Genomic DNA, 24,167 nt, shown 5'->3' with positions numbered 1-24,167 from the left:
TCCACATAAGATGCCCACTATAGTGCGGAGAGTACGGCGACCACGAAAAAGTACTGTCCAACCTCTTTCCAACTCTCATTGCCTTTTGGCCACAGCGTATTAACCACTTCCGCTGCTTCATCATATAACGCACCTTGAATGGATTCACATACGTTCATCATACTGACTACCTAGCACTTACCCGAATTGTGGTTTTCAGGAGGAACGTCCTCTCACGATTCTTTTCCCACTCAGCCCAACGGCCAAGTTTCGTTACATTGTCCGAGCCGCTGCTTTATTCAGGCTCGTAGGTTCATCTGGTGATACAGATGGTTCACTCGTTAAGCGGTGAACAACGCTTCATACGACCTCAGGTCGCACGGACAGAAATGAGCTACAGCTTCCCCTAAATTAGCAATTTATAGATAACTAAAGGTATGGAAAGTCGCTTAACGTATCGTCCAGTATTGATGGTGCAGATCAGAATCAACGTATCGCCGATACTGAACAAGTCTTCGACTCTTTTGCTAAGGTCAGCGCTAATGTTCAACGAGTGATGAAAGTTCGAGGTATTGGACCGCAAACCGCTACTGCGATACTTGCTTCGATAGGCAACGGTTCTCAATTTGATAAAAGCCGTGATTTCTCTGCTTGGCTAGGACTCGTACCAAAACAATATTCGACGGGAGGAAAGCCACGCTTAGGTCGGATAACCAAACACGGCGATAAATACTTACGAACACTATTAGTTCACGGAGCAAGGACCGTGATTGCCAACCTTGGCGACAAGCAAGATAAGCTAAGTCAGTGGTGTCGAGGCGTTCTAGAACGAAGAGGAATGAACCGAGCGATAGTGGCACTTGCCGCGAAGAACGCACGAATTATATGGTCGCTTTTACACAATCAAACAGAATATGAAAACTATGCTGCTTAAGTAAAAACTTAAGCAGCATAAAGAGTTAAACCCACCGGGTCATTGCAGACGCTAATGATGGAGATAGGTTAAGACCACTTGCGGAGAGCCTGTTAATGCGGCGGACACACTAGATGTCATTTAACGAATAAGGCACCGCAGTCGCGCAAGTCATCAGGGCCACGACGTATACGAATCGTCGATAAGTAGGCCGAATGTAGAGCGGCAGTCCAAAACCCATCAACATAAGTTTAGCGGATGTTTGACAACCGGGGGAATCCATGTAGCCCCGTTAAGCTGTGAGTGAACGTGTGCCAAAATTGGAGCGAAGCGAAAATGGCACGCGTTTGCGAATCAGCTTGAACGGTTTGTGTACGCCCAGCATGGGTATGAACTAATGAGGTGAGAGTCCTCTGTAGGAAAATCACCATTTAATCATCAACTTGTTGATATTAAATGTTAACTACTAGCGAATGGCAAGGGCTTTTCCGCGAGGAATGGTCTGAAGGAAGCCGCGAGCAAAACTGCGAGCTGATGAACAAGAACATCATACTAGGCGTAGGTCAGAGGCGAGTTGGCACAAGACGACGAAGCCAAGTGATTTAATGACCACCGTAAATGATGCAGTTGTGCAGTGAAAGTCCATGTCCTTATCTGGGGAGATCTGCTTAACAAGCGATTGTTAACCTAACCAGCTTGGCCTCTGGTTCAACAGGCCTGGCGCGTGAGCATCATCAACTCACGCGAGCGAAACCGATGAACAACGATAGCGCTTTACGAGGTAACTCGTTAAGTGATTAAGCAGAAGTCAGCAGACGGCATAGTAGCCAAACGCCCATCGTAATGGTTGGGACAAGGTGAAGGCCTGAACATTTAGAAGAAGGAGGAGTCTTGTCAAACTTGTCGATACCCACTACGCCGACAGGCGATTACTATCAACAGCGTAATGATAGGCAACCATCCTTCAACAGCGATCTATTCACTCAATTGCTCCGATCTGAAAATTTACAGCAAGCATGGCGTCAAGTTAAAGCCAACAAAGGTGCGGCAGGTATCGATGGCATGACCATCGACGCCTTCCCGCTTTGGCTACAACAAGGGGGCTGGCAGCAATGTAAATCTCAATTAGAGCACGGTGAATATAAACCCTCAGCGGTCAGACGTGTAGAGATTGATAAACCCGATGGCGGTAAACGCAAATTGGGGATCCCTACCGTTATTGATCGAGTGATACAGCAAGCCATTGCTCAAATACTCACCCCCCTGTTTGACCCCTTCTTTTCGACTAACAGCTTTGGCTTTAGGCCGAATAGAAATGCCAAACAAGCGGTACTGAAAGTACGGGATACCATTAAACAGAAACGAACATTTGCTGTCGATGTTGACCTGTCTAAATTCTTTGACCGAGTTAATCATGATCTCTTGATGACTCAACTGAAGGAAAAGATACAGGATAAGCGTCTACTGGCGCTTATTGGTAAATACCTCCGTGCCGGTGTGATGGTCAACGACCAATTTGAAGCAAGCTCGGAAGGTGTGCCTCAAGGTGGTCCACTCTCGCCATTACTATCAAACATTATGTTGGATAGTCTGGATAAAGAGCTGGAAAACAGAGGGCATCAATTCGCCCGCTACGCGGACGACTTCATTATTCTGGTGAGGTCTCAACGAGCGGGAGTCCGCGTGCTAAAGAGCATTACTCACTACCTCGCCACGACGTTAAAACTGGTTGTTAATGAACAGAAAAGCCAAGTGGTTAAGGTAGCTCAAAGCAAGTTCCTTGGTTTCACCTTTTCCCGAGGTAAGATCCAGTGGCACGCTAAAACGGTACGTATTTTGAAACAAAAGATAAGGCGACTCAAAAACCGAAACTGGGGTGTCAGTATGAGTTATCAATTATTTAAACTACGGCAATACCTGCAAGGCTGGATTAATTACTTTGGCATCGCTAACGCTTATCAAGCGTGTGTCGATTTAGACCAGTGGATACGTCGACAAGTACGTATGTGCTACTGGCGTCAGTGGCGTAAACCACGGACAAAGGTGCAAAACTTACTTAAACGCGGAGTCTGGATCCAAACTGCCGTTGGTTGTGGTATCACAAGCAAAGGGCCGTGGCGAAGTTCGAAAACACCTGGGATACAGCAAGCACTGAGTAATGATTACCTTAGGAAAGCGGGATTATTTTCACTGAAAGACGGATGGATCGCTGTTCAATATCCAAACCAGAAGATATAAGTTAGGCGTTCTGAATGAACCGCCCTGTGCGGATCCGCATGCAGGGTGGTGTGGGGGCTGGAGGGTAAATACCTCCGGCTACCCGATTATGTTTAACTCTCACATACAGTAATGCTCTTTTTTAATGATTCCAATTTTATATTTACACTCATAATACAAAGGGCAACACGGCTATCCAATTTATCTTCACTCCATTTTTTTTCAAAATGTTGATACGTTAAGTCATTCTTCCTTACATATTTTATTAGATCATCAATTTTATGAGAAAGCACAGCAGAGTCACCTAGTTTGTGTGCAAGATAATTTCGTAATTTATTTAATTTTTTTAAAGCCTTCCATACCCACGGAGTTTTATCGCTCTCAGGAGTTATAGCTTCAGCTAAGCATATCATTTGATGACAATCATAAGACGCGCCATCATTGCCATTTAAGGCGGAAGAATGAGGCAATTGTAATTTGACTATTTCTCGAATGTGCTCCTCTATGAGTAAATGCCCTTTTAATATTTGTAGAGTCATGTCAGCATCAAAAGGAAAGTGCTCCATAAATCTTTCTTGATAAGTTTTTTTCAATTCTATTTCCTTAAACATAACATTTTAATATCGTGCCAGCACGAATTTATGCATTCAGCATATCTCAACAACCCCATCTAACCAACTGAAAATTATGCATATAATTTAGGTTGAATCTAATTTCTAGTTGAAAACCGTGCAAGCACATATTGCTTCCAATTCAAGGCATGTTATCAATCAAAAACTTCCCTTTAGTTCTCTATTATTCAATAGTTTAGAAATAGTTGAACAACATATTCGTGCGTAAGTGCGATTGAAGGTTAGTCTGTTGTGGATTAGAACATTTAGCTACATTGTTGGAACTCTAGGCATGAGGAAAAGTTGCAGGGTTTCAAACTGAGTTCAATCCCTCTCTGGTTCACTTTTGGGCAGAAATCGTTTAGGTGTATAGCTCTCAATAACTTGTGTCAGATTAGGAAAGTAACTTGAAATCTTACAGATAAAAAGTGTGCTAAAATCAACCTATTTACATAATTATCTTTTGTTATTCCGCTGCTAGCAACAGATCTAATTTTTTCTTTGCGTAGTACTCTAATAGTTTCTGCCCACCGTCAAAAATTGACTTGAACGGTGCATCCTTAAGCTCCGTCGCTAGTTTATTAAGTATCTCTTTATTAGTTAGCGATTTAGAAAAGTCATGACCTTTTTGAGTAAGGCGGAACTTCTTGTTTTGTGAACGATAACTGCCGTCACCATTGAGCAAGATACCAATTGTGGCTAAACCCAAATTGTCTCCGTTGACGTCACTTATGAGGCGACTGTCTAGCATGAGTTGAATATGAAACAAAAAACTTTCATCTAGCATTGGAAAACCAACTTCTATGCCAGCCAAATCAAACTCTTCTAGCTCCACCATTGCTGTGTCGGATTCAAGAAAAAAAGAACACAACGTTGACATATATTCCAGTTTTATCTGCATATTACCTCTTGTTTTATAAAGTATTGTTATAACTTCCTCAAGGAGTCCCCAAATTTTTCACGGATACCAGCTTCTTCAATAGAGTATTGATAGGCAACATAAAATGCTGCCGCAAACATAGCTAGAGCAGCCAAAAATGAAAAGTTTGCAACTAAAGCTAAGACTGCAACGATAAAAGATAAAAGGCTCCACGTATGAAATCGTTGAACGCCGACATATTCAGAATCCAACGCAGTACCTTTACCAGCTAGTTTGTTATTGAATGCGATAAAAGCAATAACACTATTCAAACTTAGGCTCACAGCAAAGGAAAACGTCGATAATTCAAGAAGAAACGATTTGGAAACATCAACATTTCCGCTCAAAATAGCCATAAAGTAGGTGAAAGATGCCGCAGAAAAACCAGAACTCAACCAAATATAGCCGTCATATTTCTTCATTATTGTAAGTTTCTCCCGAGAGTTATAACACTCCATACCAAACTAACTACATAGTCCGCTATTAGTAAAAGTAGGTCAACTGATGGCAAAAGAAGTGTGTCCTAAATCTTGGGCTAGCAAACAATGGGGCAGAAATGAGCTAGAGCTACTACTCTAATGATTCATTAGAACGAATAGCAGCGTACCGATGCGATCGCTGCCATTTTAAGAGGATACTTTATTGCTTGCTATTCATGGAAACAGGAACGTAATACTTTCTTGGGCTATATAAGGGGTTAAAGGAACGTTTTTGTGCCCAAGCAGCGGCCAATGAATACCTAGTCTAGAATAAAAACATTTAACCCGTTCCTACTCTCTCGTACTGGCCTTATACCTGAAATTACATTCACTCTCGATGGATATCCTATGCCGAGATTAATATTTCCAGCCTTGAAATTGCAAGGCTTTTGGAATAGGGCTGTAACAAGGGTATTCAGTTTGCAGACCATATTCAAAAATAACCGAAGTTGACATTGCAAATGAAGATGAATAATTATATCGAGTAAACCTTTCAGGATTATTCTTCGCCGTCTTTTCAAGCACTGTCCAGATCATATCTTCAAGAAATTCAGGGTGGCGATTCGGATCGAGTGCCATCAAATCACGCATACAGAACCAGTTATTACCTCCTAGCTCTTGTTGGCGGGTAGCATTGCCGAAATATGCTTCTTGTAGTGCTCGCAGATGAGCTTTCAGAATTTTTGATTCCAGGGTGTCCGTCTCGTCAATGTGCTGCAAGAAGTAGGGCAGTTTGGTGATGTCTGCCATTGCTCTTTTAGGCATAGCTAACGTTGCTGTGTCATATTGCTCATGTATCTCGCTCAGCAGTTGAGTGAGCTCGGGAGAGTGGGGTTGAGCTTGCACGCTCGCACAAGTAAGCAGCAGTAATGGTAAGACTGTTTTCATGGTCATTCCTCCTTTAGATACCTGATCATAATACCAGTATTTAGGCGGTGCATAAAGTTCTTTTTTATGCACCTAGTTAAGTATTATTCTTTCGAGTTTTGTGTGTATCTTGGCACCGCAGGATAGGCTTGGTCGGAGGTGACGTATTCCGTCCTTTCGGGTCTAGTGATCTCCTTTTCTACCTGCGACTTGACTGTCAGTTCAATCATCGGCTCAGGTTTGATGATGGGTTTCTGCGCTTCCTCTTGTTGAAGTTTTACATCATCGGTAACCCCATCAAAGCGCGCTTGATTAAAGAGTCCGCCCGTTCCCTTGGTATGCAGCATCTCGGTGCGGGTGTGTGCCACGGTATCGACGGTACTAGCCCATCCTTTCTCCATCGTGTTGTTTTGCTCGGGTGTCAGTTCTGGTTGTTGGGTTGGGGTGGTGGTTTCATGCGCTTTCTCCATTGTTGCCACAATCTTCGCCGTGTCACCATCGAGTCCCGCCATGGTGGTGAACTCTTCAGTGCGTGTGTAGTATTGCCATTGCTCTTTCGCCTCGGCAATATCTTCCGGTTGGTAAGCGGTCATTAGGCGTTGGACGTCTGGTTTGTGCGGAACTGTGTTCTCCAAGTAATTCTGGAAGCCTTGAATCGCGTTGGCCGTAAAGCTGGCACTGCCAGAGTCTAGGCGCGTTTGAGTATTCGAGAGGGCGTTCAAGTCCGATTGGCTTTGCATCACGCTAGCACCAAGAGACTTGGTGTTGCTGGCATTAATTGCAAAATCATGCGCAAACTGCTCAACCGACGTTCGGGTGTCTTTATTGTCCACCTGCGTGCCGGCACTGGTCACGGCATTGGCCCCTTCGGTGTATTGCTGCGTGGCTTGCTCAAGCTGCTGCTTTTGCTCGGCATTCATATTGCTGTAAGCCGTACGTTCATCATCAGACCATTTCACACCACCACTGACCCCTAAATTGAAGGGCGATGCCCCTTTGCCTGTTCCTTTACCTGTTCCTAGGCCACCCTCGAAGCCGCCATAGACACTTTGCAGGTAAGCTTTTGATTGGTCTTTCGTCCAACCCGTTTGTTGAATCACGCTGTCAACCGCCGTTTGCATGTCATTCATACCTTGGCTGACTTGAGTATTAAAGCCACTGGTGCTGCCTTCACCGTAAGCCAGATTTTTACCCACGCTGTCATGCCAGCGATCGCTCAGCGCGGCACCCCCTTGGATGGTTTGACCCAGCTGGGTACTGGTTTGTTCAAGGTTTTGCTGCGTTTGGCTGCGGGCATTCGCCACACTCTCTTGCAGCATACTTTGCGTGTTGGCGCTGATGTTACCGCGACTGGTGGTTTGTGAGCTGTCGTAGGTGGTGCGCCCATCTCCGTGTTGTGTGGTCACCGAGCCGTCTGGGTTTTGGGTGTAGCTGTGACCTTGGTTGGCGAGGGTATTGGTATCAAACTTATTGGCATGGGTGTTGTTCATGCTGTGGTTGTCAATCTGCATACTGCCAAAATCCAGATTACCCGTGGACGCTGCAGCGCTCGCTCTGGCATTGGTCGAGTTAATCATGCTCGAGAGCTGGTAGTTCATGCTCGACATGACTTCTTGACCGCCTTTTAAAATGCCTTTGGCTATCATAGGGACGCCTATCATCAATATACCCGTGATCCAGGCGAAGCGGCTGTGAAGCTCATCGGCGGCGTTCGCGTTGGAGAGGACGAGCCCTCCGAACTTACCCGAGACATCCGTAGACAGAGATTCCAATCCCCAAAGCTGAAAGCCGTTGATGATGGCAAACAAGGCTGGCCAGGTGGCCAAAAAGGCAAACGTCCCAAAATAGTTTTTTAACACCATCATGGTCAAGCCAGGAATGACCGCGGCACCTGCAACAAAGAAGCCTAGGCACGCGAACAACATAAACATCATGGTATGGAGCATCGGCAAGTATTCTCTTGCCATCAAACCTAATGACGCCCACATTGAGGTGGTTTGCAGTTTATTGGTGGTATAAGCGTAATTGAGCGCAGCTTGCGTTGGGTCAAGGCTATCAAGGTTGTAGCGTAGCTCGTTCATCAGCATGTTTTGTTTGATGGTGCTGGACGCGCTGGTACTCATTCTAAAAAATTTGTCGTAGCTGCGGGTGAGTGACTGCACCACTTGCGGCTTATAACGGTCCGCGTCTTTGCCAAGCAATTGATGCGCTAACAAGCTCATGTTTTTATTGGCGGCATCATCAAAGCGCTGCTTGATGATAGGGTAAGCTTCTTCACATCGCTTGTAGGTGCTTCGGCCGCCGCCTTCATCAAGATAAAGGGCGCGCAACGGGCTTTGCCTAACGCCGTCTAAAAAGGCAAAAATATCAGGGGCGGTAAAGAGTTCATCCCAGGTGTATTTCCCATTGATTCTCACATCCCCAATCATGCAGTTATGAAAGTAGTCTCGCCAGAGTTTTTGCAGCGCCAGCTCATTAATCCTGGATTGTCTTGAGAGCTGATACAGCTCCGAGCCAAACAACATCCCAGTACGACCATAACGCTCATCGTCGGAGGTGGTGAAAATGCCTTCCACACCTTCGGCCATCCCCACCATGATAGAAGAGAAAAAGTAAGTAGGCACGGCCACGAGGTAAGGGACATTATCCACCTTGTAAGCCTTACCCGGTTGCGTCTTATCAATGATGAGCATGTCGGCTTTCATGTTGATAAGAAACAGGGGTACGGCAAAGAACACCACCATCCATTTGATGAGGTCTTTGGGGTTACGTGACAGCATGAAGATAAACAAACTGGTGATAAGCCCCAGCATCATGCACATCTGTAAGTAATCCCCAAAGGTATTGGTTCTAAAAAAAGTGGCCAGCGCATTAAAGGCTTTGTTGACCACTTCGCCGGAAGTGTAAGTGTAATATTCGAGTATCATAGGTCAGTTCCCATAAGCCGAGGTAGGTTTGGTGGTCGTGCTGATTTCTTTTGTGCTTTGCTGCGTGGTCTTTCTTTGCGAGTCAATCAGTTGATTGCGGTTGTTGAGCGCCTCAATGGCGTTCTCGGCCAGCCCCGCGGTAAAGCGTTTGGCGTTATCGATATCACGAGTGATGAGGGCGATGTCATCCTGGCTGTTGTTGGTGTTGGCCAAGGATTGGCGGGCAACATTTAACATGCTCACGAGGTACTGATTAAGCAGCTCCACCGCTATCATTCGCGAGTAGTTGCTGGTATCGGGGGTTTGATTGGCGGATAAGTCGTCAATAAAGAACTTGAGTACCGGCGTTTGAATCAGCTCCAGAAAACCCTCTTGTTGACGCGTGAGTCTTTGGTCGGTGGCTATCTTTTGCAGTATCGATTCCAGTTGTTTGCGTATCTGGTTTTGTATGCCGTTAGTTTGACTTATGGATAAGTTATTGCGCTTGGTAATGGTAATGCACGCATCTGGGCCTGTTTTGCGACACTGATAAACGTCAGCCTTGCCCCCTTCGAGCAGCACGTTGACGAGGTTGTTGTTGTCGGTCAAAAGGCTAGGGTAATAACGCGGATTGCCGTCTTTGTCGTACACGTAAGAGCCTGACAAACTCATCATGAATTGCGCTAGATTTTTGTCGGAGGACAAAAAAGCGTTATTCATGATCGCAGACCAGACCACGTTGTGATTGGTTTGGGTCATGTCTTTCAGGGCTGGATCCTTTTTGGCGTCCTTTAGCTGACCCGCTGCTTTGCCTCCTGCGCCACATTCCTGCTGCCCTTGAACCCAATCTGAGAAGGCGTTGTTTTGTGTACCAAGCGTCGCGCAGACATGCTTTTTGGTAGCAGGAGCGGCAAAGGCGGCCAGTCCACCGATGGACGCTTGCGCGGCTTCACAAGAGTTCACCGATTGATTGAGATATTTGTCGGCAATGGCTTGGAGATTGTCCAGATTTTGCTTGAGCTGCGGTGCCCAGGTTTGCAGGGCTAAGTTGACAATAAAAGGAGGGGCATTATGAATAATGGCTTTGCCCAGTTTCACCAGTTGGTCTGAGCTGATGTGTGAAAATCCCCCCATAAACATATCAATGCCAGTGCACCCGGTACTGATGGAGGGGACAGTGACGCTGACCAACTGTGCATCGACAATTTGATTACGCACAAACAAACTGCCACCGGTGTAGTAGTTGGCCGATTGCCCTTGGTAAGCCGTCGGGGTTGAGACGTTGGCGTTGTACCCTGAGTTATCAAAAAAGCGGGCCAGCGAGTGGTTGGTGTCGGCGTGACTTACGCCTGATAAGCTGATGAGAAATAAAGGAATAACTCGCTTATTCACCGCAACGGTGGACAAGTGGTGGAAAAGTGAGCGCTTCATTGGAGAGCCTCCTGCACTCGCGGATCGTTAAGGGCGTTCTGAATGCTTTTGGCAAGCGTGCTTTCTGGTACGTCTCCAATGCTCAGACGTGAGAACTTACGGCTGTTCACGTTCATTAAGAAGGTCGCAGGCATGACCGTTTTTCCCTGGCCTGGGAAAAAGGTCTTGCCTATCTCTGGTGTGACAGGAATAGGGACCTCAAACCCTGGAAGGCCCGGCCCATCAACAGAGAAGGCGTAAACCGGCAATTGAAATCGCTCGCCAAGACGAGTGATTTTAGGGGCGGTCTTATGGCAGTACGGGCAGGTGCTTTCAAAAAAGAACACTAGGGCATATTGGTTTTGCATGGCAGCGTGTGCGCTGGCGGCATGAATCAAAAAAGCAAGCACAAGGGTACGAAGAAATGGCATAGCGCCTCCTTACGTTTTAGGAAGAAATAAAAGAAAGTGAACATCCTTTAAGAGAGCGGCATGGACGAAGTCGGGGGATGTCGTATTAGACGTTGATTTAAGGTTGGGTTTATTGGCCATACTGGTTCTGTTTATGGCGTTTTTACATGGGTTGAGTGGCTTTAAAAATTCGATTGCTCAAAGTCGGTGGCGACGTTGTAAAAGCGCCCAATTAAATCATTTTGGCTTATCCAGCCGTACGCCAGTGGCTTCATCTCTCCAGTGCTTGGATGCACCAAAATCAAGGCGGGCGTAAAAGGCACCGTGACTTTTCCTTGGTTGTGGCGGTTTTCTTTGAGGTGAGTGATGAAGGTTTCATCATTACTGATCCCAAGGAGCTCAAAATGGTATTGGTCAGCAAACGCTTGAATGGACGGGGCGAGTTGCTGGCTTAGCGTATCTTTTCCTTCATAAACAAAGAAAAAGCCCCATCCGTCTTGTTTCATCTTTTCAACCGCGTCGGTTTTCTTCTTATCCTCCAGTGCTAAATACACTTGTCTTGCCGCTTGCTCTGTCGGATGGTCTTTGGTGTAAGAGAACTCAGGTCTTTCGAGCAGCAGCGCTTTAAAGGTCATGCCTAATTGGTCGGTTTGGTCCGTGATAAAATGATTCAACGCTAAAAATCTCGCTAACTTGTCTTTATCTTTAGGGTGAAGGACGGCATCGTTTTGCGCTTCGATATGCACCGAGTGAAACCAGGCCATTTGTTCGGTCGCCGATAACGTTTTAGGGCTTGAGACAGTCGTTTGAGTGTTATTTGGCAGTGGCTTTGGTTTGGGTTTGTCGGGCCTTGCTTTTGGTTCGTTGTACCATCGCCACCCTGGAGGAGGTTCCTGAGCAAGAGCGGGATGGAGGTGAGCAAGCAGCGTTAGGGTAATGACGTAAAGCCATGTTTTTTTCATCATCATAGGCCTTGGTTAAGTGCGGCAAAGCGATTAAGAGGTTACACACTTGGGTCTTTCGCGTAAGTGGCGCATCTGCTGTGGTGATGGATTGCGCAGCGTGAGTAAGTACTGAAGGTATTTATCGTGCAGCAAAGCGTGGTGTTTCGACCACATACCTTACTCACTACTAAAGTAGTGAGTCTGTTTCTCAATGTTTTCTATCAGCTCTCGATATTCATCCAGCCTTTTCGTGATGTCGGGATAGTGGTCTAGCTGTTTGATGTGTATCACATCACTTGGAATGAGGCGTAAAAGCGTCAAGGTGTTGAGTAAAAAATTTTGAAGGGGTTTGATAAGCATAACGATGTCCTTCTTGAGCATTGAGGTGTGTATGTCATGGTGTGCCGTTGGTATAGAGCCGCCTGTTATCCGCCCGTGGCACTTTGAAGTCGTTGCTTGATTTCATCAAAGTTGGGGAGCTTGGTGTTGGCACGCATTTCCGGGTAGAACTCTTTAAAATCAATGTGTTCAAAATTGATTTGACCCAGTTCTTCGGGCGTAATGGCGGCGCAGGTGGGATTTTTAGCACTGCCTAACCGTTTACCCAGTTGCTGAAGAGACCCTTGCTCTTGGATGATTTTGGCCAGCTTGTTGTCGTAAACGCAGTAACTGCGCTTTTTACGGGTGCAGACACCCAGCACTTTCTTGGCGCAGTATTGCCCCACGTACAGGGTTAAGCCTTTCTCTTTGGCTTCCCCCAGCGCTTCTTCCGCTTCGCTGCATTTCGCTCCCAATCCTTGCCCCCATCCTGAGTCTTTACAACAATCGTTGAAGCCCGCGAGTTTCTTACTGCACTTCATCGGCTTTCCCGTGAATATTTTGGGTGGGTCGCCGATGTCTTTCACGGCTTCGGCAAGCCCTGCCAGTGCCGCAACGGACTTATCAAAATTGTTATTCAATTTGGGCGCCTCCTCGTAACACTCCCCGTCAAGACAGAAGGAGTGCTCCCCACATTGCAGATCAGTGGCTCGGCATGTCTTCTCAACACAACGCTTTGTGACCTCTTGCTCGATGCACACCCCATTTTGCTTAAGGCGGCAATGTTGAGTTTGAGTCGTACAGTCTTTCGGGAGGTTTGCGCAGGTATTAGGGCGGTCACAATGATGGTCTATCCGATATTTCCAACAATTGAGCGTGGTGGGAATACCATTAATGGTGCGGGTGGCTCGACCTTCAATGCATTGCTGATGAGTGACATTGCACGAATTCATCAGGCGGCATTGTGTTCGCCAGGTCATGGTGTTCTTGATGCAGTTCCCGCCGGATAAGGTGAACCCGTTTGAGCAGCTTAGCGTGGCTTTTTTCGTTTGTGTGGTGGGTCGACAAATCTCGTAGCGTTTATCCCAGTGTTCGCTCGCTTGCCAATTAACGTGATCGGTCTGTTTTAACTCGCCAAGCGTGTAGCCTTGGTTGGGAGAGACTTGCTTCCCGCCCCATAAATACGTGGTTCCTGACGATGAGAAAATGCCATCACCTCCCGTTTGCCTCACATAATGTTTATTATTGTATCGGCATTGTGGGAAGGGGCGTTGGCAATCAATCCCTTGTTTTGTCCAGCCGGATGGACAACGGTAGATCACCTTGCTGGTGACCACGGAGGCGACAGGGACTTTGTCACACGGGACCGGGTTGTGAGTCGGTCGGTGACATTGTTTTGTGATGTTATCGATGACGCATTGGGAGCCGCTCTCACAATCCACATAGGCATTTGAGATACCATGAGTGATTTCAAAAGCATTCTCTTGGCCAAGTAAGGCAAAGCGCATCGCCGGGTCGTCTTTAACATCGGGTCGACCTTTATTGAAGTTCGCGTTGATGTCTTGAGCCAATCCATTGGTCACAAACTCTGTCCCTTTTTGTGCATTGATATCACCGTCTGACAGTCTTGACTCTTTTGGACTGCGGATCTCTTGTCGACACGTGGCGTCTTTGCAATAGTCATCGACATTGAGCGGAAGCGCATGAGGCGTGAGAGCTTGGCTTGCCGTTTGCTTCGCCCAATTGGCGCTCTCGGTAAAGGTGTGTTGTTCGCTGGCAAGAGCGAGAGTAGATAAAAAACTGAGCGTGAGCGCAGCCCAGAGGTCAATGCGCATATAGAGCACCTCATCAAAAATTGGGGTGAGAGAGGGTTATTGGGCATAGAGCGTGCGCAACAGTGGGTGAATGTTTTGCTGCGCATCCCCGGCCGCGAGGTAATCCAGAGCTTGGTAAAGTGAAATGTTGCCGTAAAGGATGTCGTAGTCACTGGCTTTGCAAGGCTGCTTAGGTAAGCAACGGTTTTGTTTGACCGAAACAAAGGCCGGTACGCGATGAATATCAAATTGCTTAAACCAATCAGGGCTGATGGAAAAGCCGCTTTGAATGGGCGCCTTATTGGGGGAGCGTATCAAGGCCTCGATCCGCTTGGCCGTGGCCGGAAAACCTTCAGGTAAGACACCGCGTATCACCAGTGGCACGCCTAAGTGCTCACTTTGCATCAGAAGCTGCTTGAGCGCGGTCTTGGGCATGGTGAGTGACACAAACACCATTACCCCTTTTGGGGCTTGGTCAGGGTTGCGCGTGGGCTTTTGTCGCCCCAATAAGGGGGACAGGCTCTCCTCTTTTATCAAATCTTGAACATTGCGGCTGAGAGTCAGCGCTTCTTCTCGATAAGCCTGGGCTTTATTTTGTATGTCGTCCGTAGGCCACGTCTTCGCCGCCTCCGGTTGTTGAGTCATTTTTTGCTCAAGCTTGGCAAAAGCTTTGAGCTCTTGCTCAGTGTAAGCCTGGGTGGGTAACGCAATAAAAAAACACAGAAAAACAAGAGAGCGCCTAAAGGTGCTCTCAAAAGATGGAATGGTCATAGTAACCTCTTCATTATGGCCGCTGAAAGGGTGGGTAGAGGGTGTGAGCGTTTTGGAAGCTGATTGACAGCACCTTACGAGCATTGAGATCGCGACAAAACGAGAAGCAAAACTGCGAGAGCGGGAAACAGCAGTAAATGTGCTTGTTGTTGGCGATCTCTGTTTTTAAAAAATCGGTAAGGGAGTCAGGGTGACTGGCAATAAATAGGTCCGTTTCATTTTTGTGGGGAAGAATGGGCATCATCGCGTCACCTTATAAAAAGACACAGTTGCGCTTTCGCCATTGTACAAAACCAAAGTTATCCCCTGTCACCGGGTTGTCATGGCCGGCTTCCCAGAGTGTGGTTGTCGTGGTGTACGGGTGACACCAGGCGGCATCGGGAATAGGCCCCGACATTTGATACCGATAACGAGATTTTGGCAAAATAGGATCGGGATATTGATAACAAATCGCGCCATCTTCGCCGCGCGTCTCCCAGATGATTCCTTGCCGGTGCAGTTTGTAGTTCAGCTTTTCCATCAAGAGTGTCGCCGCCTGGATGGGCGTGTCTCGATAGTTGGTGGTGCCGGTGAGCGGATAGGCACTGCCCTGTGAGCCTAAACACCAAAATAAAGCATCAATAGGTAAGGCAGCGTTAGTGGAGGTCAACAGGGCTTCGGGCACGCAAGCAAGCTGCGCAACCAAGTTACCAAACAGTAACGCTTCGGGATTGAGAATGAGGGATAACTCATCGTCGTCCCAAAGTGGGTCAATTTCCGTCATGTAGGCCACATCAAAAACGTCCGTGGCCATGCAGGCGGTGGATTGCATCAGTTGCAGCCAATAAATAACGGGGTACTTATACCAATGGGCGTGATAAAAGCCTCCGTCACTGCTGTCACTCTCACGGGCGGTCACGCGCCCACCGATACGCTGAGTGTTAGCGCCGGACATTTGCACGCCCATGTTCACCATACAGTAAGGGACGCGCGTGATATCGGTTAAGGCATAAGGCTCCCAATAGCCAATGTTGATGCCTATTTGCACAAAGATAGGCGGCGGTTTAGGGCAATAAGAGATAGGCAGTGTGGGATTGGGCGTATCGGGGTACTTAGAGGGCATGACGGTGGCTGAGCCTATCGTCATCGGAAACAAGCAATCCCAACAAATATCGGTCATGGGGTTAATAAAACGGCTTTTACACGCCGCACTGGCTGCTAGGGTTGATGGGGCAATAAAAACCAATAGGCAGCACAACAGTAAACGAAAGTGTCGTTGTGTCATGGGGTGTCCTTTTTCCACGCCGAGCGTGGTACTCCTTTTGTCTCGACAAGAGGCTTCGCCCCATAATCGCCGCCAAAAGCGAGCTTGGTTAAGAAAAAAAAAGCGTCATACTGGAAGCATAATCAAGGGAGGTGCGCACTTCCAATGCGATGTCATTGTTATTGCTCTATCGCCAAGGGGTGCAAACCCGATACGTTCACCTCATCGATGCGCCAGCGCGTGCCTTCTTGGTAGGCAATCGCTGGGACGTGAGTAATGTTAAGCGATTGGGTTAAGTGGCCTTGCTGCGCAAAATACATTCTTGCGTCCAATAAGGTCGCCATTTTATTCGGGCTGCCTCCTGTCAGTACCCACTTGATTGGCTTGGCGTTTTGATACTCGCTAGCGAACCTTCGTTGCTGCGCGTCTCTGGCATCAAAAAAGACCAGCACCTTACTTAACTCAAATCGTGGTAGAACGTTTTGACCGTCGACCTTTGGCCAAGTGCGGGGTTCAAAGGGGTTCACTCTGGTGCCCGCTTTGGCAATCACGGCTCCTGTAGTGGGGGCGATAATGTCTTTCGGGAGGGTGATGCTTGGGTCAACGTAAAAGGTGCGGGGGTTGATCGTGGTGGTTAAGCCTGCAACGGGCGGTGGGTTTTCAATGCTTTGCTTGGCGCGCTCCGTGAACTCGTTTTGCATGTCCGCTAATTGACCACTGGCCTCAAACCCTTTCAGTCTTTGGTCAATCCACTCCAGCATGTCAATCTCACCGATGGGGAAGATAGGGGCCACTTGGCCCAAGTTCTTTCCAGCGGCATTTGTCGTTGCCAGTCCAGCGACCAAAAGAAAAAGGGGGGATTTAAGCGCTCGCCCCAATGGCTTGATTAAAGGCGTCAATGTCTTTGCCATAAAAGTGCCTGGAGGTTTGCTCAATGGCGCGCTCCAGTGAGTGGCCTTGTTTATAAAGATTTTCACAATACTCAAACTCCTTAGGCTCGGTTGAGAACATGGCGCGTTTCACCGGAGAGGCGAAAAAGCGGTGATAGGTGACATGGCCACCCGCTTTGATGCGCGCACTGCTGTATCCCGCTTCGGCAGACGGAGCGAAACTTTTAATGAGGCGCTGCTCAAACGGTGAGAAGGCATCCGGGTTTTGGATCAGATACTCATCAAACCCTTCCCCTTGACGAAGAATGATGTGGATATCGGAGTTGTTGTAGCAGGCTTTGGCTTCCTCGTTGCTAAAGAAGTCTTCAATCCCTTGAGTCACTGTACAAAAAGCGCCGCCGAACTTACGGGCGGTGCGATAACCGGTGTTGATGAACTCCCTCGCTTGCTCGTTTGCCCCAGAGAGGAGGCTCCAGGCTTCTTCAATGATGCACAGCTTTGGGGTAGAGCGAGAGCCAGCCAGGTACATCTGCTGGTTAATCGACACCATCAACGCAAAAATCACGGGTCTGAGCACAGCAGGCGGAAACCCATCCAGCTCCAGCGTGGTGATTTCCACACTGGGGTCGAGCATGGAGGGCTTGTTGAACACATCTTTGTACATGCCGTCGGTGCAGAACTTTTTCAGTTGCACCGCAATGTCTTTGATGCGTCGGTCGCTTTCTTCTCCAGCAATCTCAATCAAGGCGTCTCTGACATCATCCACCAAGGCTTGATTACCTTTACGCTCCCATGCCGTCACTATCGCATCGCCTAAGACGCTTTGTTGAAACGCCGTCAGTGGGACGTAGGGTGACGCGATGGTGGCAAACAACGCCGTGATATTATCGAGCGCTTCCATCATGGGGTCGACCGGTCTACCGTCATCATCCACAAACTCAAACTCAGCACTTTGCATGGCGCCTAAATGCGTGAAGGGATTTAAGAAGATGTTGGCGTGCGTCATGTACGTCCCCCCAAGGCTGAGCGTCAATTTTTTATAGCTGGCCCCTTTATCGAGGATCCACACTTTACCGCCCATGGCGTAAACCGTTTCGGCAATCTCTTGAACCAGAAAGCTTTTCCCTGCGCCTGAGCCTCCGGTCAGAGCGATATTTTGGTTATCACTGCCACAGGTGAAAGGGTTAAAGAAAGAAATTTGCTGGCGCATCGTGGGCAGCAATACGCCGCCTTTTAACTGACAAAAATCCATGATGAGAGGGAAGAGGTTCACCAGATTAGAGCTTTTTAACGTGCGAACTCGGCCGGCTTTTTTACAATCGCCCCACAACCCTTCGCTCATCATAAAAGGCAACGTTGAAAGCAGCGCTTGTGGCTGATTCATTTTCAGGGGAATGATATCAAGGCCAGCATGGCTGAATGACTCCTTCGCCGCTTGGGTGTCTTTTTTCTGGTGGGTCTTATCGGTAAACAGGGAGACCGTGAGTACCATAGACGCAATGGTAAACTCTTTAGACAACAGACCTTTTTGTAGGGCTTTTCGCTCTTTGAGCTCATCTTCCGCTGTTGGAGCCAGCAGCGCCATTTGGCTGTTCACCGTCTTGGTTAAGTCTTTTATCTTATTATCGTTATCCGCATTTTGCTTACCGGTTGGCTCATTACGAAAGCTCAACGTGACGCGGTGAGGGCAAGTGATATTACGAGAAACGTTGCGAAGAGAAGAAAAGGCCTCAGGTAAGGCGTACAAGCGATAATCCCCAGGCAGACGAGAAAGTCCCAAATTGACCAGCCGTGTGCGCACCTCCTCCCCTTGGTCATTGGTATGACGGGTGGCGATATGGCCACGATGCGTTAACGCTTCGGTATCGGGAGAGAGGGCTTGCAGGTTCAAAGGCTCTAACGGGTTGTAGCCTTTTTCCTTTGGCCGGTCTTGTCGTTTATCAAAGTTTAAGATATCACTCACATCGGTCAGCAACATCTCAGGCGTGACGGGCAGTAAATCAAAACCAAGCTGCGCCAGTCCTGTCTCTAGAGTCATTCGCGCATCAAGCAGCTCTTGTGGGTCTTTTTCCGTGGTGGAGACAAAAAAGAACGCGTCGTAATCGCGCAAATCAAAGCGATTGTTTTTTTGTCGGTGTAAAAAACCGTGCTGCGCGGCGTAGTGGGCGTAAATGGCGTCATCGTTAGCCAGCTTCTGGCAGATACCGCCTCGCTGACTGAGTAGAGCTTGGTTTCCTTCGAGATAGTGCGCCACTCGGTTGTGACCAAACAGCTGCACTTGATAGTCCCATTTATCTCCTGCAGGCAAATCCCCCATGAGGTGGCTTAACGACTGAATTAAATCGTCGTTAGCGCCCCCAAGGACACTGATTTTAAAGCCAAAACCGCGAGAGTGGGTATTGTCGAACACCCGCTCAATGGGATCGTAATCTCGATACGGCAGTTCATGGTGAAGGTGGTTTTGGGCTTGCTTGGCCTCTTGAAATAAGGCGGATAAGCCACTGCGTGAGGTGGAAAACATGGGGGGACCCCTTTTTCTATTTTTTACCAAAACAAAGACAATGGCCAACTGACACTTTGCATTGCTTCATCACTGAGTTGAAGGCGGTGAGCAAGCTCACGATGCCCTTTTTTTTGTAAGCATTCGTATAGGCTGAGTTTGAGTGGAGAAAGGCGCGTCTCTGAAGCGATCTCTTTTTCGATTTTAATGTTAGGGTGCACGGCACAATCTTGGACCGCTTGATGGAGCGCCCCCTTATCTAGAGAGGGCTGAGACTCGATGTAGCGCGCCACAACGTGATCTCTGGCGTCATCGTGCGAGGTGATAAACTGCGCCACTTGTGCCAAGGCGCTGCTCAGTAATGCGCCCCATAATATCGCGCCCGTGATAACAATGATTTTTAAGGTTCGTTTCATTATTTTTTCCTAATCAATCTTTCCAAATCGCGCGCGCAGGGCGCCCAGACCAACGGCTATCGTCTAAGACAAAGTAAACATCCATCGTATCGATGTAGTGATTGTCTTTGTCGATGAAAGGGAAGACGGTGAGTTTTTTAACGTCTTCTTGGCTTCGCTCTGGCTCCCCCTCTCGATTGCGCCTTGGCAGTAAGGTAAAGGCGGAAGGTGGGGCGAGACGCGCTTGAGAAGAGACCGTGGCGTTACCACTGCCTCCGGTATAACCGTATACGTTGTCTCGAACTTCGCTCATGGTGACGCAACCTGAAACGCCGCCGACCTGATCGCAACTGTATTCGCTCTCAAAGCCCGCGCTACAACCGGTCAGACCTAAGAGTATCGATAGTGAAAACAAAGCGTGCCTATTCATGGTGATTCCTCACGCCCAAAGCCCACGCGGCTTAACCCTTGTTGGGTGATTTTTTGCGCTAATGGGTTGATGGGGGCGGTTTGAGTGGTTGGTGGAAAAGAGGAGGCGTTGGTGATGACATCCAAGAGCTGATTGCTGTTGGAGACTTGCTCACGCTGCTCATTCATGCGCGTTTCGTATTCATCGGCCAGCAATGGATCTAATGGAAAGCCTTCCAAAAAGACAATATTGACGATGGCACCAGGATTGACTTCCACTATCGGATGATAGAGTTCGGCCAGTTTGATGTAGTAGTCCGCCAATTTGCTGCCAACGTTCTCCGTGGCGCCGCCAAGCAGATTCAAGCCAATTTTATCGCTGTTGATGCTTTGACTTGGGCCGAGCGCCGTCGGTGTCGTGGTTTGTGCCAGCGCTTTACCTGCATCCCCTACGCCTTGCAAGATCCCCGCAATGCCGGCCATTTGAACGATCTTACCGTTTTTCAAAATGGTGGTACCGCGAATACCATTGCGACCAAAGTTAAACACGGTCGCATTGACGGGGATATCGAGAATATCGCCATTGGGTTGTATGCAGCTCATTCTACTGGTGCGAGCGACGCCGCGGCTGGATGAGATCTCACCGTAGACGGCGCCGGTGATCGTGCAATCCTTCAATTTAGAGGCCTGACCGTTGGGTAAGACCCCCTGATTGACTGTCTGAAAGACAATCGGTGAGGTATCCCCTTGTCCAGAGACGCCCCCATTAGCATCAGCGCCGCCGGTAATTACGGCGGTCACAAAGGTGCCGGTTGGCACGTAGTTATCGGTCGTGCGACGGGATTGTTTCTCCTCGACACTGGCTTGCCAGTGAAATTCAAAGCTATCAAAGGCATCACCACTAAAGGCCACATCATCTTGCTCTTGGTACTGGAACTCATTCACCTTGGCGTTATCCATGTTGCTATTAATGGCCGGTCTTGGGGGCAGTTTGTATTGGCCAAAGGTGTCTCCTTGGTTGGTCTCGATGCCGTGTTGAGTCGAAGGATCGCCTGCCTTGAGGGGTGAGGCTAATTGCGTCTCAAGCTGCGCCTTGAGCGCGTCAACTTCATCGAGCTTTTGTTGCATCTGCTGCTCAAGCTCTGTCAGTTGCGATTTTGTATCGCGCTCATTGGCCTTTTTAATGTTCTCTAACTCAGAGGTTAAGCTTTGTCCAAAGCGACTTAATGTGCCTTCAAACCGCGCTAAGCTTTGTTCTATTTGGTTGATTTTGTCTTGTTGAAACGTCAGGGCGGACTGGTTGTCTTTGTCGGTAAAATCATCGGTGACGACAGCGCCAAATCCGACATCTTGAATGCCCTTGCTTGGCGCTTGGGGAGACAGTGTTAACCGCCAAACAACAAAAGCCAGGGCGGTCAATATCAGCAATACCGTGAGCGTAATGGTGCGATTGCGCTTTCTTGTCACGGCATTGATCGTGCCGCCGTCTTCAAAGTCCCCGTCGGTGTCTTTGAAGACGCGTTTCTTAAAACGGCCCAAGGCGTCTTTTTGTTTATCGAGCATGGGTGGCGCCTCCTCCAGTAATGAGATAGAGCGTGGTAGTTTGCCCAGGTTTTAATTGATAGGCATCGAGCGCGGCTGAGCGTGCGGAATAGCTGTAGAACTGCGCGGTGGTCAGCGCCATGTCACTGCGGCTTTGATTTTTGAGCTGATAAACCACCCCAGAATAATGACGGCCCACGAAGACCGTTTGAGGGATGATGGCCAGTGACGCTTCATCTTTGGGTAAGGTTTTGGGATCAACGTCGTGACGTTTAAAACCAGCAATGGGAGCGCCATCATGGACAAAACGTATCATGGCTTTGGTGAGCGCTGTCATGGCGGCGGGATAATCCGCCGCCTGCTCAATCGGGCTTTGCTGCTCTTTGTAATTTTGCGACCAAACAAACTCCGTGACCAAAGATGGTGTAGCTTTGGGGGTAATAAACAGCGCAAACAATCGCCCTTTCTCTGTCGTCAGGTGCGCGGTAAACGGTAAGGGAAGGTTAATTTTTAAGGTGATGGAGCCGGAAGCGTCTTTTTGGTTGCCCGTTGAGGTGCAAAACCCTTTCGGGCAGACGATCGAAATAATACGGTCATTGTTGACCAGTAAACGGTTCACGTTAATGGAAGAGAGTGACAAGGGGATCGTGTCGCCTTCGTCAAACTCATAGCTCACCATGGCGGCATTTTCAGCCAGGGCAAAAGAGGGGATGAAAAAGACCACCCAAAGCGCGATGGATAAAAAATAAGGGTGCCATTGCTGCGATGGGGTGAATGATTGCTCATAAAGATTCATCGGTGTTGACCTCGACTTCTTCAATGGAGAGTAAACCTATGACGCCTTGGTCATAGCTAAAGTTGACTTGATACCACTTCATCTCCGGATCTAGTGCGCGTTGGCCTACGTGCTTTTGGAGTTTCCCGTAGAGTTGTACTTGGAGAGTGTCGAGAGAAATTCGGACCAACTCGACAGAAAATTGGCTGCTGATGTTATCTTTTTTAACCACCGTGGCTTCTCGAAGCAGCTTAGGTTGAACGTTGTACCAGCTTGTCTCGTCTAAATATTCAAGTAACTGACCAAACTGACGTCCAACGCTTGCCGGCGTGATGTTGAGTTTCAGGTAGAGAAGATAATCCGCCATTTGCTCAAGATAAGGTTCATCGACCGCGCCATCTGACACCGTAAAGGCTTGAGAGAGGGTGGGCGGGACGAGGGTTCGGCTTTGATGGGTAAGAGCTTGATAACTGGTGTAACCCAACACCAGGTTAGTGATAAGCATGACAAGAAAACCTGCACTCAAAAAAAGATTGAGGAGGCTTTTGACGGCCAGCTTATCCCGTTTAACAAACGGATCCATGATGAAGGGTCTCCTTAGAAAATCCAGTAACGACGACAGGCTGAGGGGGTACGCTTAAAGAGGGTGGGATGGACAAAGGAAGCCCCCCACCAATAAAGTGACAGGGTAACTATGTTGTCACCGTATTGCGCTTTGATGTAACGTAATCCCCCAAACCAAGCCAGCGATAACGTCAGTCCTATCATTTCGTGTTTAAGCCAGAATGAGAGGCCAAAAATGCAGAGGGCAGGCACGAGTTCATCAACTGGGAACCCGAGCCAGCGACGACCTTTGTTCATGTGTTTTGGAATAGAAAAAAACTGATGAGGGTCTTCCATTGTGACTCCTTAGCCTAAGCCGACGAGTGGTGCTCCAACATTCCACAAGACTGAGCCACCAATGAACCCGCCAACGGCCGCAAACCAGTTACGGCTCATCAGTCCAGTAACGACCGCCCCCGCAAGCCCAGTCCCCAGCATCGCGGTTTCAACCGCAGAGCCTTTGCCCGCCGAGTCTTTCATGGCTTGTTTACCTGACGCGAAGATATCGGCAGCCAGAGCGGGCTGAGTGATAAGAAGTGTCGAGACAGCAACGCCAAGCCCGACAAGGAGGGTGCGCTGGGTGCGTGTTTTCATAATAAATATCCTTATTGAGTGATAAATTTATCAAGTACATGGTCAGGATGGAGGGAAAGGGGGCTCCCTCCCACATCCTTAAGAAAACATCGAAGATTTCGCGTACTTCAAACCACGATTACGGCTCACATGTTGCTTCCAATTTTGAGCGCTAATGATGGTGTTCTTAAGCTTCCGATAACGTTTTTTACAAGCATTATTTGAGGTTGGGAGAGTGAGACGATTAACTGACTGAGCTTGTTTTTGAACCGCAACCAAATGAACGCCCTTCCAACAGAAAGGAAATGCAAGGTGCCCAGTAAAAGGCAACAAAGCGGCAAACGCCATGTGTTCACGCCCAACCGTTCCCAGTTCTTTGACGCTGACAAAATCACCTTGTTCAACAAAGTGGCCTAATAAACTCACGGCCTCATCTTCACGACAATATCCGTAGATAATCTGCATCGTTCACACTCCTTGTTAGGACATTGTTTTGTTCTTTTAAAAAACAAAACGATGGGCTCTCTTTCAAGAGCCGTGCTACAAACTGGCTTGAGCATTCTTGTAGTAGAATGCGCACATCCAAAGGATGTGGTGTCTGGTATTCCCAAGTAACTCTATTTCACCACTCAACCAGCGTGCTTAATTGAGTAGAAAAACAGCCTTGGACGTCGCCCCAG

At 48.2% G+C, this 24,167-nt stretch carries 24 protein-coding genes and 1 pseudogene; 2 read left to right on the top strand and 23 right to left on the bottom strand.

Going from position 1 to position 24,167, the window contains the following annotated elements; genetic code table 11:
* Nucleotides 1-17: 17 nt before the first annotated feature.
* Complete coding sequence (locus tag AB4623_RS05050; RefSeq protein ID WP_162497971.1) at nt 18-161, bottom strand: hypothetical protein; 144 nt, start codon at nt 159-161, stop codon at nt 18-20.
* A gap of 302 nt (nt 162-463) precedes the next feature.
* On the opposite strand from AB4623_RS05050, the pseudogene AB4623_RS05045 reads away from it, so the two are divergent.
* Together AB4623_RS05045 and ltrA are read left to right on the top strand one after the other, a co-directional pair.
* Nucleotides 464-913 (top strand): annotated as a pseudogene (locus tag AB4623_RS05045) (IS110-like element ISVisp6 family transposase); the annotation flags it as partial.
* A gap of 870 nt (nt 914-1,783) precedes the next feature.
* Entirely contained in the window at nt 1,784-3,130 is a 1,347-nt protein-coding gene (gene ltrA / locus AB4623_RS05040; protein ID WP_371728678.1) for a group II intron reverse transcriptase/maturase, read from the top strand.
* Between the two features lie 92 nt (nt 3,131-3,222).
* Here the strand turns inward: ltrA and AB4623_RS05035 are convergent, their stop codons facing one another.
* From AB4623_RS05035 to AB4623_RS04930, 22 genes are all read right to left on the bottom strand, one after another.
* Nucleotides 3,223-3,702, bottom strand: coding sequence for a hypothetical protein (locus AB4623_RS05035; RefSeq protein WP_371728679.1), 480 nt, complete (start codon nt 3,700-3,702; stop codon nt 3,223-3,225).
* Between the two features lie 484 nt (nt 3,703-4,186).
* On the bottom strand, nt 4,187-4,621 hold the full coding sequence (locus AB4623_RS05030; protein ID WP_372145868.1) for a DUF2513 domain-containing protein: 435 nt from the start codon (nt 4,619-4,621) through the stop codon (nt 4,187-4,189).
* Between the two features lie 26 nt (nt 4,622-4,647).
* Nucleotides 4,648-5,061, bottom strand: a complete 414-nt coding sequence (locus AB4623_RS05025; protein ID WP_371728680.1) for a hypothetical protein — start codon at nt 5,059-5,061, stop codon at nt 4,648-4,650.
* 414 nt (nt 5,062-5,475) lie between these two features.
* Entirely contained in the window at nt 5,476-6,006 is a 531-nt protein-coding gene (locus tag AB4623_RS05020) for a hypothetical protein (protein ID WP_371708654.1), read from the bottom strand.
* A gap of 83 nt (nt 6,007-6,089) precedes the next feature.
* Entirely contained in the window at nt 6,090-8,912 is a 2,823-nt protein-coding gene (gene traG, locus AB4623_RS05015) for a conjugal transfer mating-pair stabilization protein TraG (RefSeq protein WP_372145866.1), read from the bottom strand.
* A 3-nt stretch (nt 8,913-8,915) separates the two neighbouring features.
* Nucleotides 8,916-10,322: a conjugal transfer protein TraH gene (locus AB4623_RS05010; protein ID WP_372084058.1), complete on the bottom strand. Its 1,407-nt coding sequence runs from the start codon at nt 10,320-10,322 to the stop codon at nt 8,916-8,918.
* A complete protein-coding gene (gene trbB, locus AB4623_RS05005) occupies nt 10,319-10,732 on the bottom strand; it encodes a type-F conjugative transfer system pilin assembly thiol-disulfide isomerase TrbB (RefSeq protein ID WP_372029375.1) in 414 nt (137 codons plus the stop codon). Before trbB ends, AB4623_RS05010 begins: the two co-directional genes overlap by 4 nt.
* 161 nt (nt 10,733-10,893) lie before the next feature.
* A complete protein-coding gene (gene traF / locus AB4623_RS05000; protein WP_305373625.1) occupies nt 10,894-11,679 on the bottom strand; it encodes a type-F conjugative transfer system pilin assembly protein TraF in 786 nt (261 codons plus the stop codon).
* A 153-nt stretch (nt 11,680-11,832) separates the two neighbouring features.
* Entirely contained in the window at nt 11,833-12,015 is a 183-nt protein-coding gene (locus tag AB4623_RS04995; RefSeq protein ID WP_017096425.1) for a hypothetical protein, read from the bottom strand.
* A gap of 65 nt (nt 12,016-12,080) precedes the next feature.
* Nucleotides 12,081-13,808, bottom strand: a complete 1,728-nt coding sequence (gene traN, locus AB4623_RS04990) for a type-F conjugative transfer system mating-pair stabilization protein TraN (RefSeq protein WP_372065179.1) — start codon at nt 13,806-13,808, stop codon at nt 12,081-12,083.
* A 36-nt stretch (nt 13,809-13,844) separates the two neighbouring features.
* Nucleotides 13,845-14,558 (bottom strand): type-F conjugative transfer system pilin assembly protein TrbC, encoded by a 714-nt coding sequence (gene trbC / locus AB4623_RS04985; RefSeq protein WP_372145863.1) that lies wholly within the window; start codon nt 14,556-14,558, stop codon nt 13,845-13,847.
* A 253-nt stretch (nt 14,559-14,811) separates the two neighbouring features.
* Nucleotides 14,812-15,822, bottom strand: coding sequence for a conjugal transfer pilus assembly protein TraU (traU, locus tag AB4623_RS04980; RefSeq protein WP_016800096.1), 1,011 nt, complete (start codon nt 15,820-15,822; stop codon nt 14,812-14,814).
* Nucleotides 15,823-15,980: 158 nt separating this feature from the next.
* On the bottom strand, nt 15,981-16,712 hold the full coding sequence (gene traW / locus AB4623_RS04975; RefSeq protein WP_076647800.1) for a type-F conjugative transfer system protein TraW: 732 nt from the start codon (nt 16,710-16,712) through the stop codon (nt 15,981-15,983).
* Complete coding sequence (gene traC, locus AB4623_RS04970; protein ID WP_102488787.1) at nt 16,663-19,212, bottom strand: type IV secretion system protein TraC; 2,550 nt, start codon at nt 19,210-19,212, stop codon at nt 16,663-16,665. The genes traW and traC overlap by 50 nt, the downstream gene beginning before the upstream one ends.
* A gap of 23 nt (nt 19,213-19,235) precedes the next feature.
* On the bottom strand, nt 19,236-19,607 hold the full coding sequence (locus AB4623_RS04965) for a hypothetical protein (protein ID WP_017096872.1): 372 nt from the start codon (nt 19,605-19,607) through the stop codon (nt 19,236-19,238).
* Nucleotides 19,608-19,620: 13 nt separating this feature from the next.
* A complete protein-coding gene (gene traV, locus AB4623_RS04960; protein ID WP_048660713.1) occupies nt 19,621-20,016 on the bottom strand; it encodes a type IV conjugative transfer system lipoprotein TraV in 396 nt (131 codons plus the stop codon).
* Complete coding sequence (locus tag AB4623_RS04955; RefSeq protein ID WP_305373614.1) at nt 20,013-21,557, bottom strand: TrbI/VirB10 family protein; 1,545 nt, start codon at nt 21,555-21,557, stop codon at nt 20,013-20,015. The genes traV and AB4623_RS04955 overlap by 4 nt, the downstream gene beginning before the upstream one ends.
* Nucleotides 21,547-22,332, bottom strand: a complete 786-nt coding sequence (gene traK / locus AB4623_RS04950) for a type-F conjugative transfer system secretin TraK (RefSeq protein ID WP_017096434.1) — start codon at nt 22,330-22,332, stop codon at nt 21,547-21,549. Before traK ends, AB4623_RS04955 begins: the two co-directional genes overlap by 11 nt.
* A complete protein-coding gene (gene traE, locus AB4623_RS04945) occupies nt 22,319-22,894 on the bottom strand; it encodes a type IV conjugative transfer system protein TraE (protein WP_016800090.1) in 576 nt (191 codons plus the stop codon). Before traE ends, traK begins: the two co-directional genes overlap by 14 nt.
* Nucleotides 22,895-22,908: 14 nt before the next feature.
* Complete coding sequence (gene traL, locus AB4623_RS04940) at nt 22,909-23,211, bottom strand: type IV conjugative transfer system protein TraL (RefSeq protein ID WP_016800089.1); 303 nt, start codon at nt 23,209-23,211, stop codon at nt 22,909-22,911.
* Nucleotides 23,212-23,220: 9 nt separating this feature from the next.
* The gene (gene traA, locus AB4623_RS04935) at nt 23,221-23,508 is read right to left on the bottom strand and encodes a type IV conjugative transfer system pilin TraA (RefSeq protein WP_102482413.1); all 288 of its coding nucleotides are present in this window, start codon (nt 23,506-23,508) and stop codon (nt 23,221-23,223) included.
* 78 nt (nt 23,509-23,586) lie between these two features.
* Nucleotides 23,587-23,952, bottom strand: coding sequence for a hypothetical protein (locus tag AB4623_RS04930; RefSeq protein WP_017098539.1), 366 nt, complete (start codon nt 23,950-23,952; stop codon nt 23,587-23,589).
* Between the last annotated feature and the right edge of the window lie 215 nt (nt 23,953-24,167).

Source organism: Vibrio sp. 10N.222.52.C12, assembly GCF_041474215.1.
Taxonomy (GTDB): domain Bacteria; phylum Pseudomonadota; class Gammaproteobacteria; order Enterobacterales; family Vibrionaceae; genus Vibrio; species Vibrio crassostreae_C.
The sequence above is the reverse complement of the archived record's forward strand: the minus strand, read 5'-3'. Positions and strand labels throughout refer to the sequence as shown.

Excerpts from the sequence above, each read along its gene's own strand:
- AB4623_RS05050 (WP_162497971.1), bottom strand. The coding sequence starts at position 161 with ATGATGAACGTATGTGAATCCATTCAAGGTGCGTTATATGATGAAGCA.
- AB4623_RS05030 (WP_372145868.1), bottom strand. The coding sequence starts at position 4,621 with ATGCAGATAAAACTGGAATATATGTCAACGTTGTGTTCTTTTTTTCTT.
- AB4623_RS05025 (WP_371728680.1), bottom strand. The coding sequence starts at position 5,061 with ATGAAGAAATATGACGGCTATATTTGGTTGAGTTCTGGTTTTTCTGCG.
- AB4623_RS05020 (WP_371708654.1), bottom strand. The coding sequence starts at position 6,006 with ATGAAAACAGTCTTACCATTACTGCTGCTTACTTGTGCGAGCGTGCAA.
- traG (WP_372145866.1), bottom strand. The coding sequence starts at position 8,912 with ATGATACTCGAATATTACACTTACACTTCCGGCGAAGTGGTCAACAAA.
- AB4623_RS05010 (WP_372084058.1), bottom strand. The coding sequence starts at position 10,322 with ATGAAGCGCTCACTTTTCCACCACTTGTCCACCGTTGCGGTGAATAAG.
- trbB (WP_372029375.1), bottom strand. The coding sequence starts at position 10,732 with ATGCCATTTCTTCGTACCCTTGTGCTTGCTTTTTTGATTCATGCCGCC.
- traF (WP_305373625.1), bottom strand. The coding sequence starts at position 11,679 with ATGATGATGAAAAAAACATGGCTTTACGTCATTACCCTAACGCTGCTT.
- AB4623_RS04995 (WP_017096425.1), bottom strand. The coding sequence starts at position 12,015 with ATGCTTATCAAACCCCTTCAAAATTTTTTACTCAACACCTTGACGCTT.
- traN (WP_372065179.1), bottom strand. The coding sequence starts at position 13,808 with ATGCGCATTGACCTCTGGGCTGCGCTCACGCTCAGTTTTTTATCTACT.
- trbC (WP_372145863.1), bottom strand. The coding sequence starts at position 14,558 with ATGACCATTCCATCTTTTGAGAGCACCTTTAGGCGCTCTCTTGTTTTT.
- traU (WP_016800096.1), bottom strand. The coding sequence starts at position 15,822 with ATGACACAACGACACTTTCGTTTACTGTTGTGCTGCCTATTGGTTTTT.
- traW (WP_076647800.1), bottom strand. The coding sequence starts at position 16,712 with ATGGCAAAGACATTGACGCCTTTAATCAAGCCATTGGGGCGAGCGCTT.
- traC (WP_102488787.1), bottom strand. The coding sequence starts at position 19,212 with ATGTTTTCCACCTCACGCAGTGGCTTATCCGCCTTATTTCAAGAGGCC.
- AB4623_RS04965 (WP_017096872.1), bottom strand. The coding sequence starts at position 19,607 with ATGAAACGAACCTTAAAAATCATTGTTATCACGGGCGCGATATTATGG.
- traV (WP_048660713.1), bottom strand. The coding sequence starts at position 20,016 with ATGAATAGGCACGCTTTGTTTTCACTATCGATACTCTTAGGTCTGACC.
- AB4623_RS04955 (WP_305373614.1), bottom strand. The coding sequence starts at position 21,557 with ATGCTCGATAAACAAAAAGACGCCTTGGGCCGTTTTAAGAAACGCGTC.
- traK (WP_017096434.1), bottom strand. The coding sequence starts at position 22,332 with ATGAATCTTTATGAGCAATCATTCACCCCATCGCAGCAATGGCACCCT.
- traE (WP_016800090.1), bottom strand. The coding sequence starts at position 22,894 with ATGGATCCGTTTGTTAAACGGGATAAGCTGGCCGTCAAAAGCCTCCTC.
- traL (WP_016800089.1), bottom strand. The coding sequence starts at position 23,211 with ATGGAAGACCCTCATCAGTTTTTTTCTATTCCAAAACACATGAACAAA.
- traA (WP_102482413.1), bottom strand. The coding sequence starts at position 23,508 with ATGAAAACACGCACCCAGCGCACCCTCCTTGTCGGGCTTGGCGTTGCT.
- AB4623_RS04930 (WP_017098539.1), bottom strand. The coding sequence starts at position 23,952 with ATGCAGATTATCTACGGATATTGTCGTGAAGATGAGGCCGTGAGTTTA.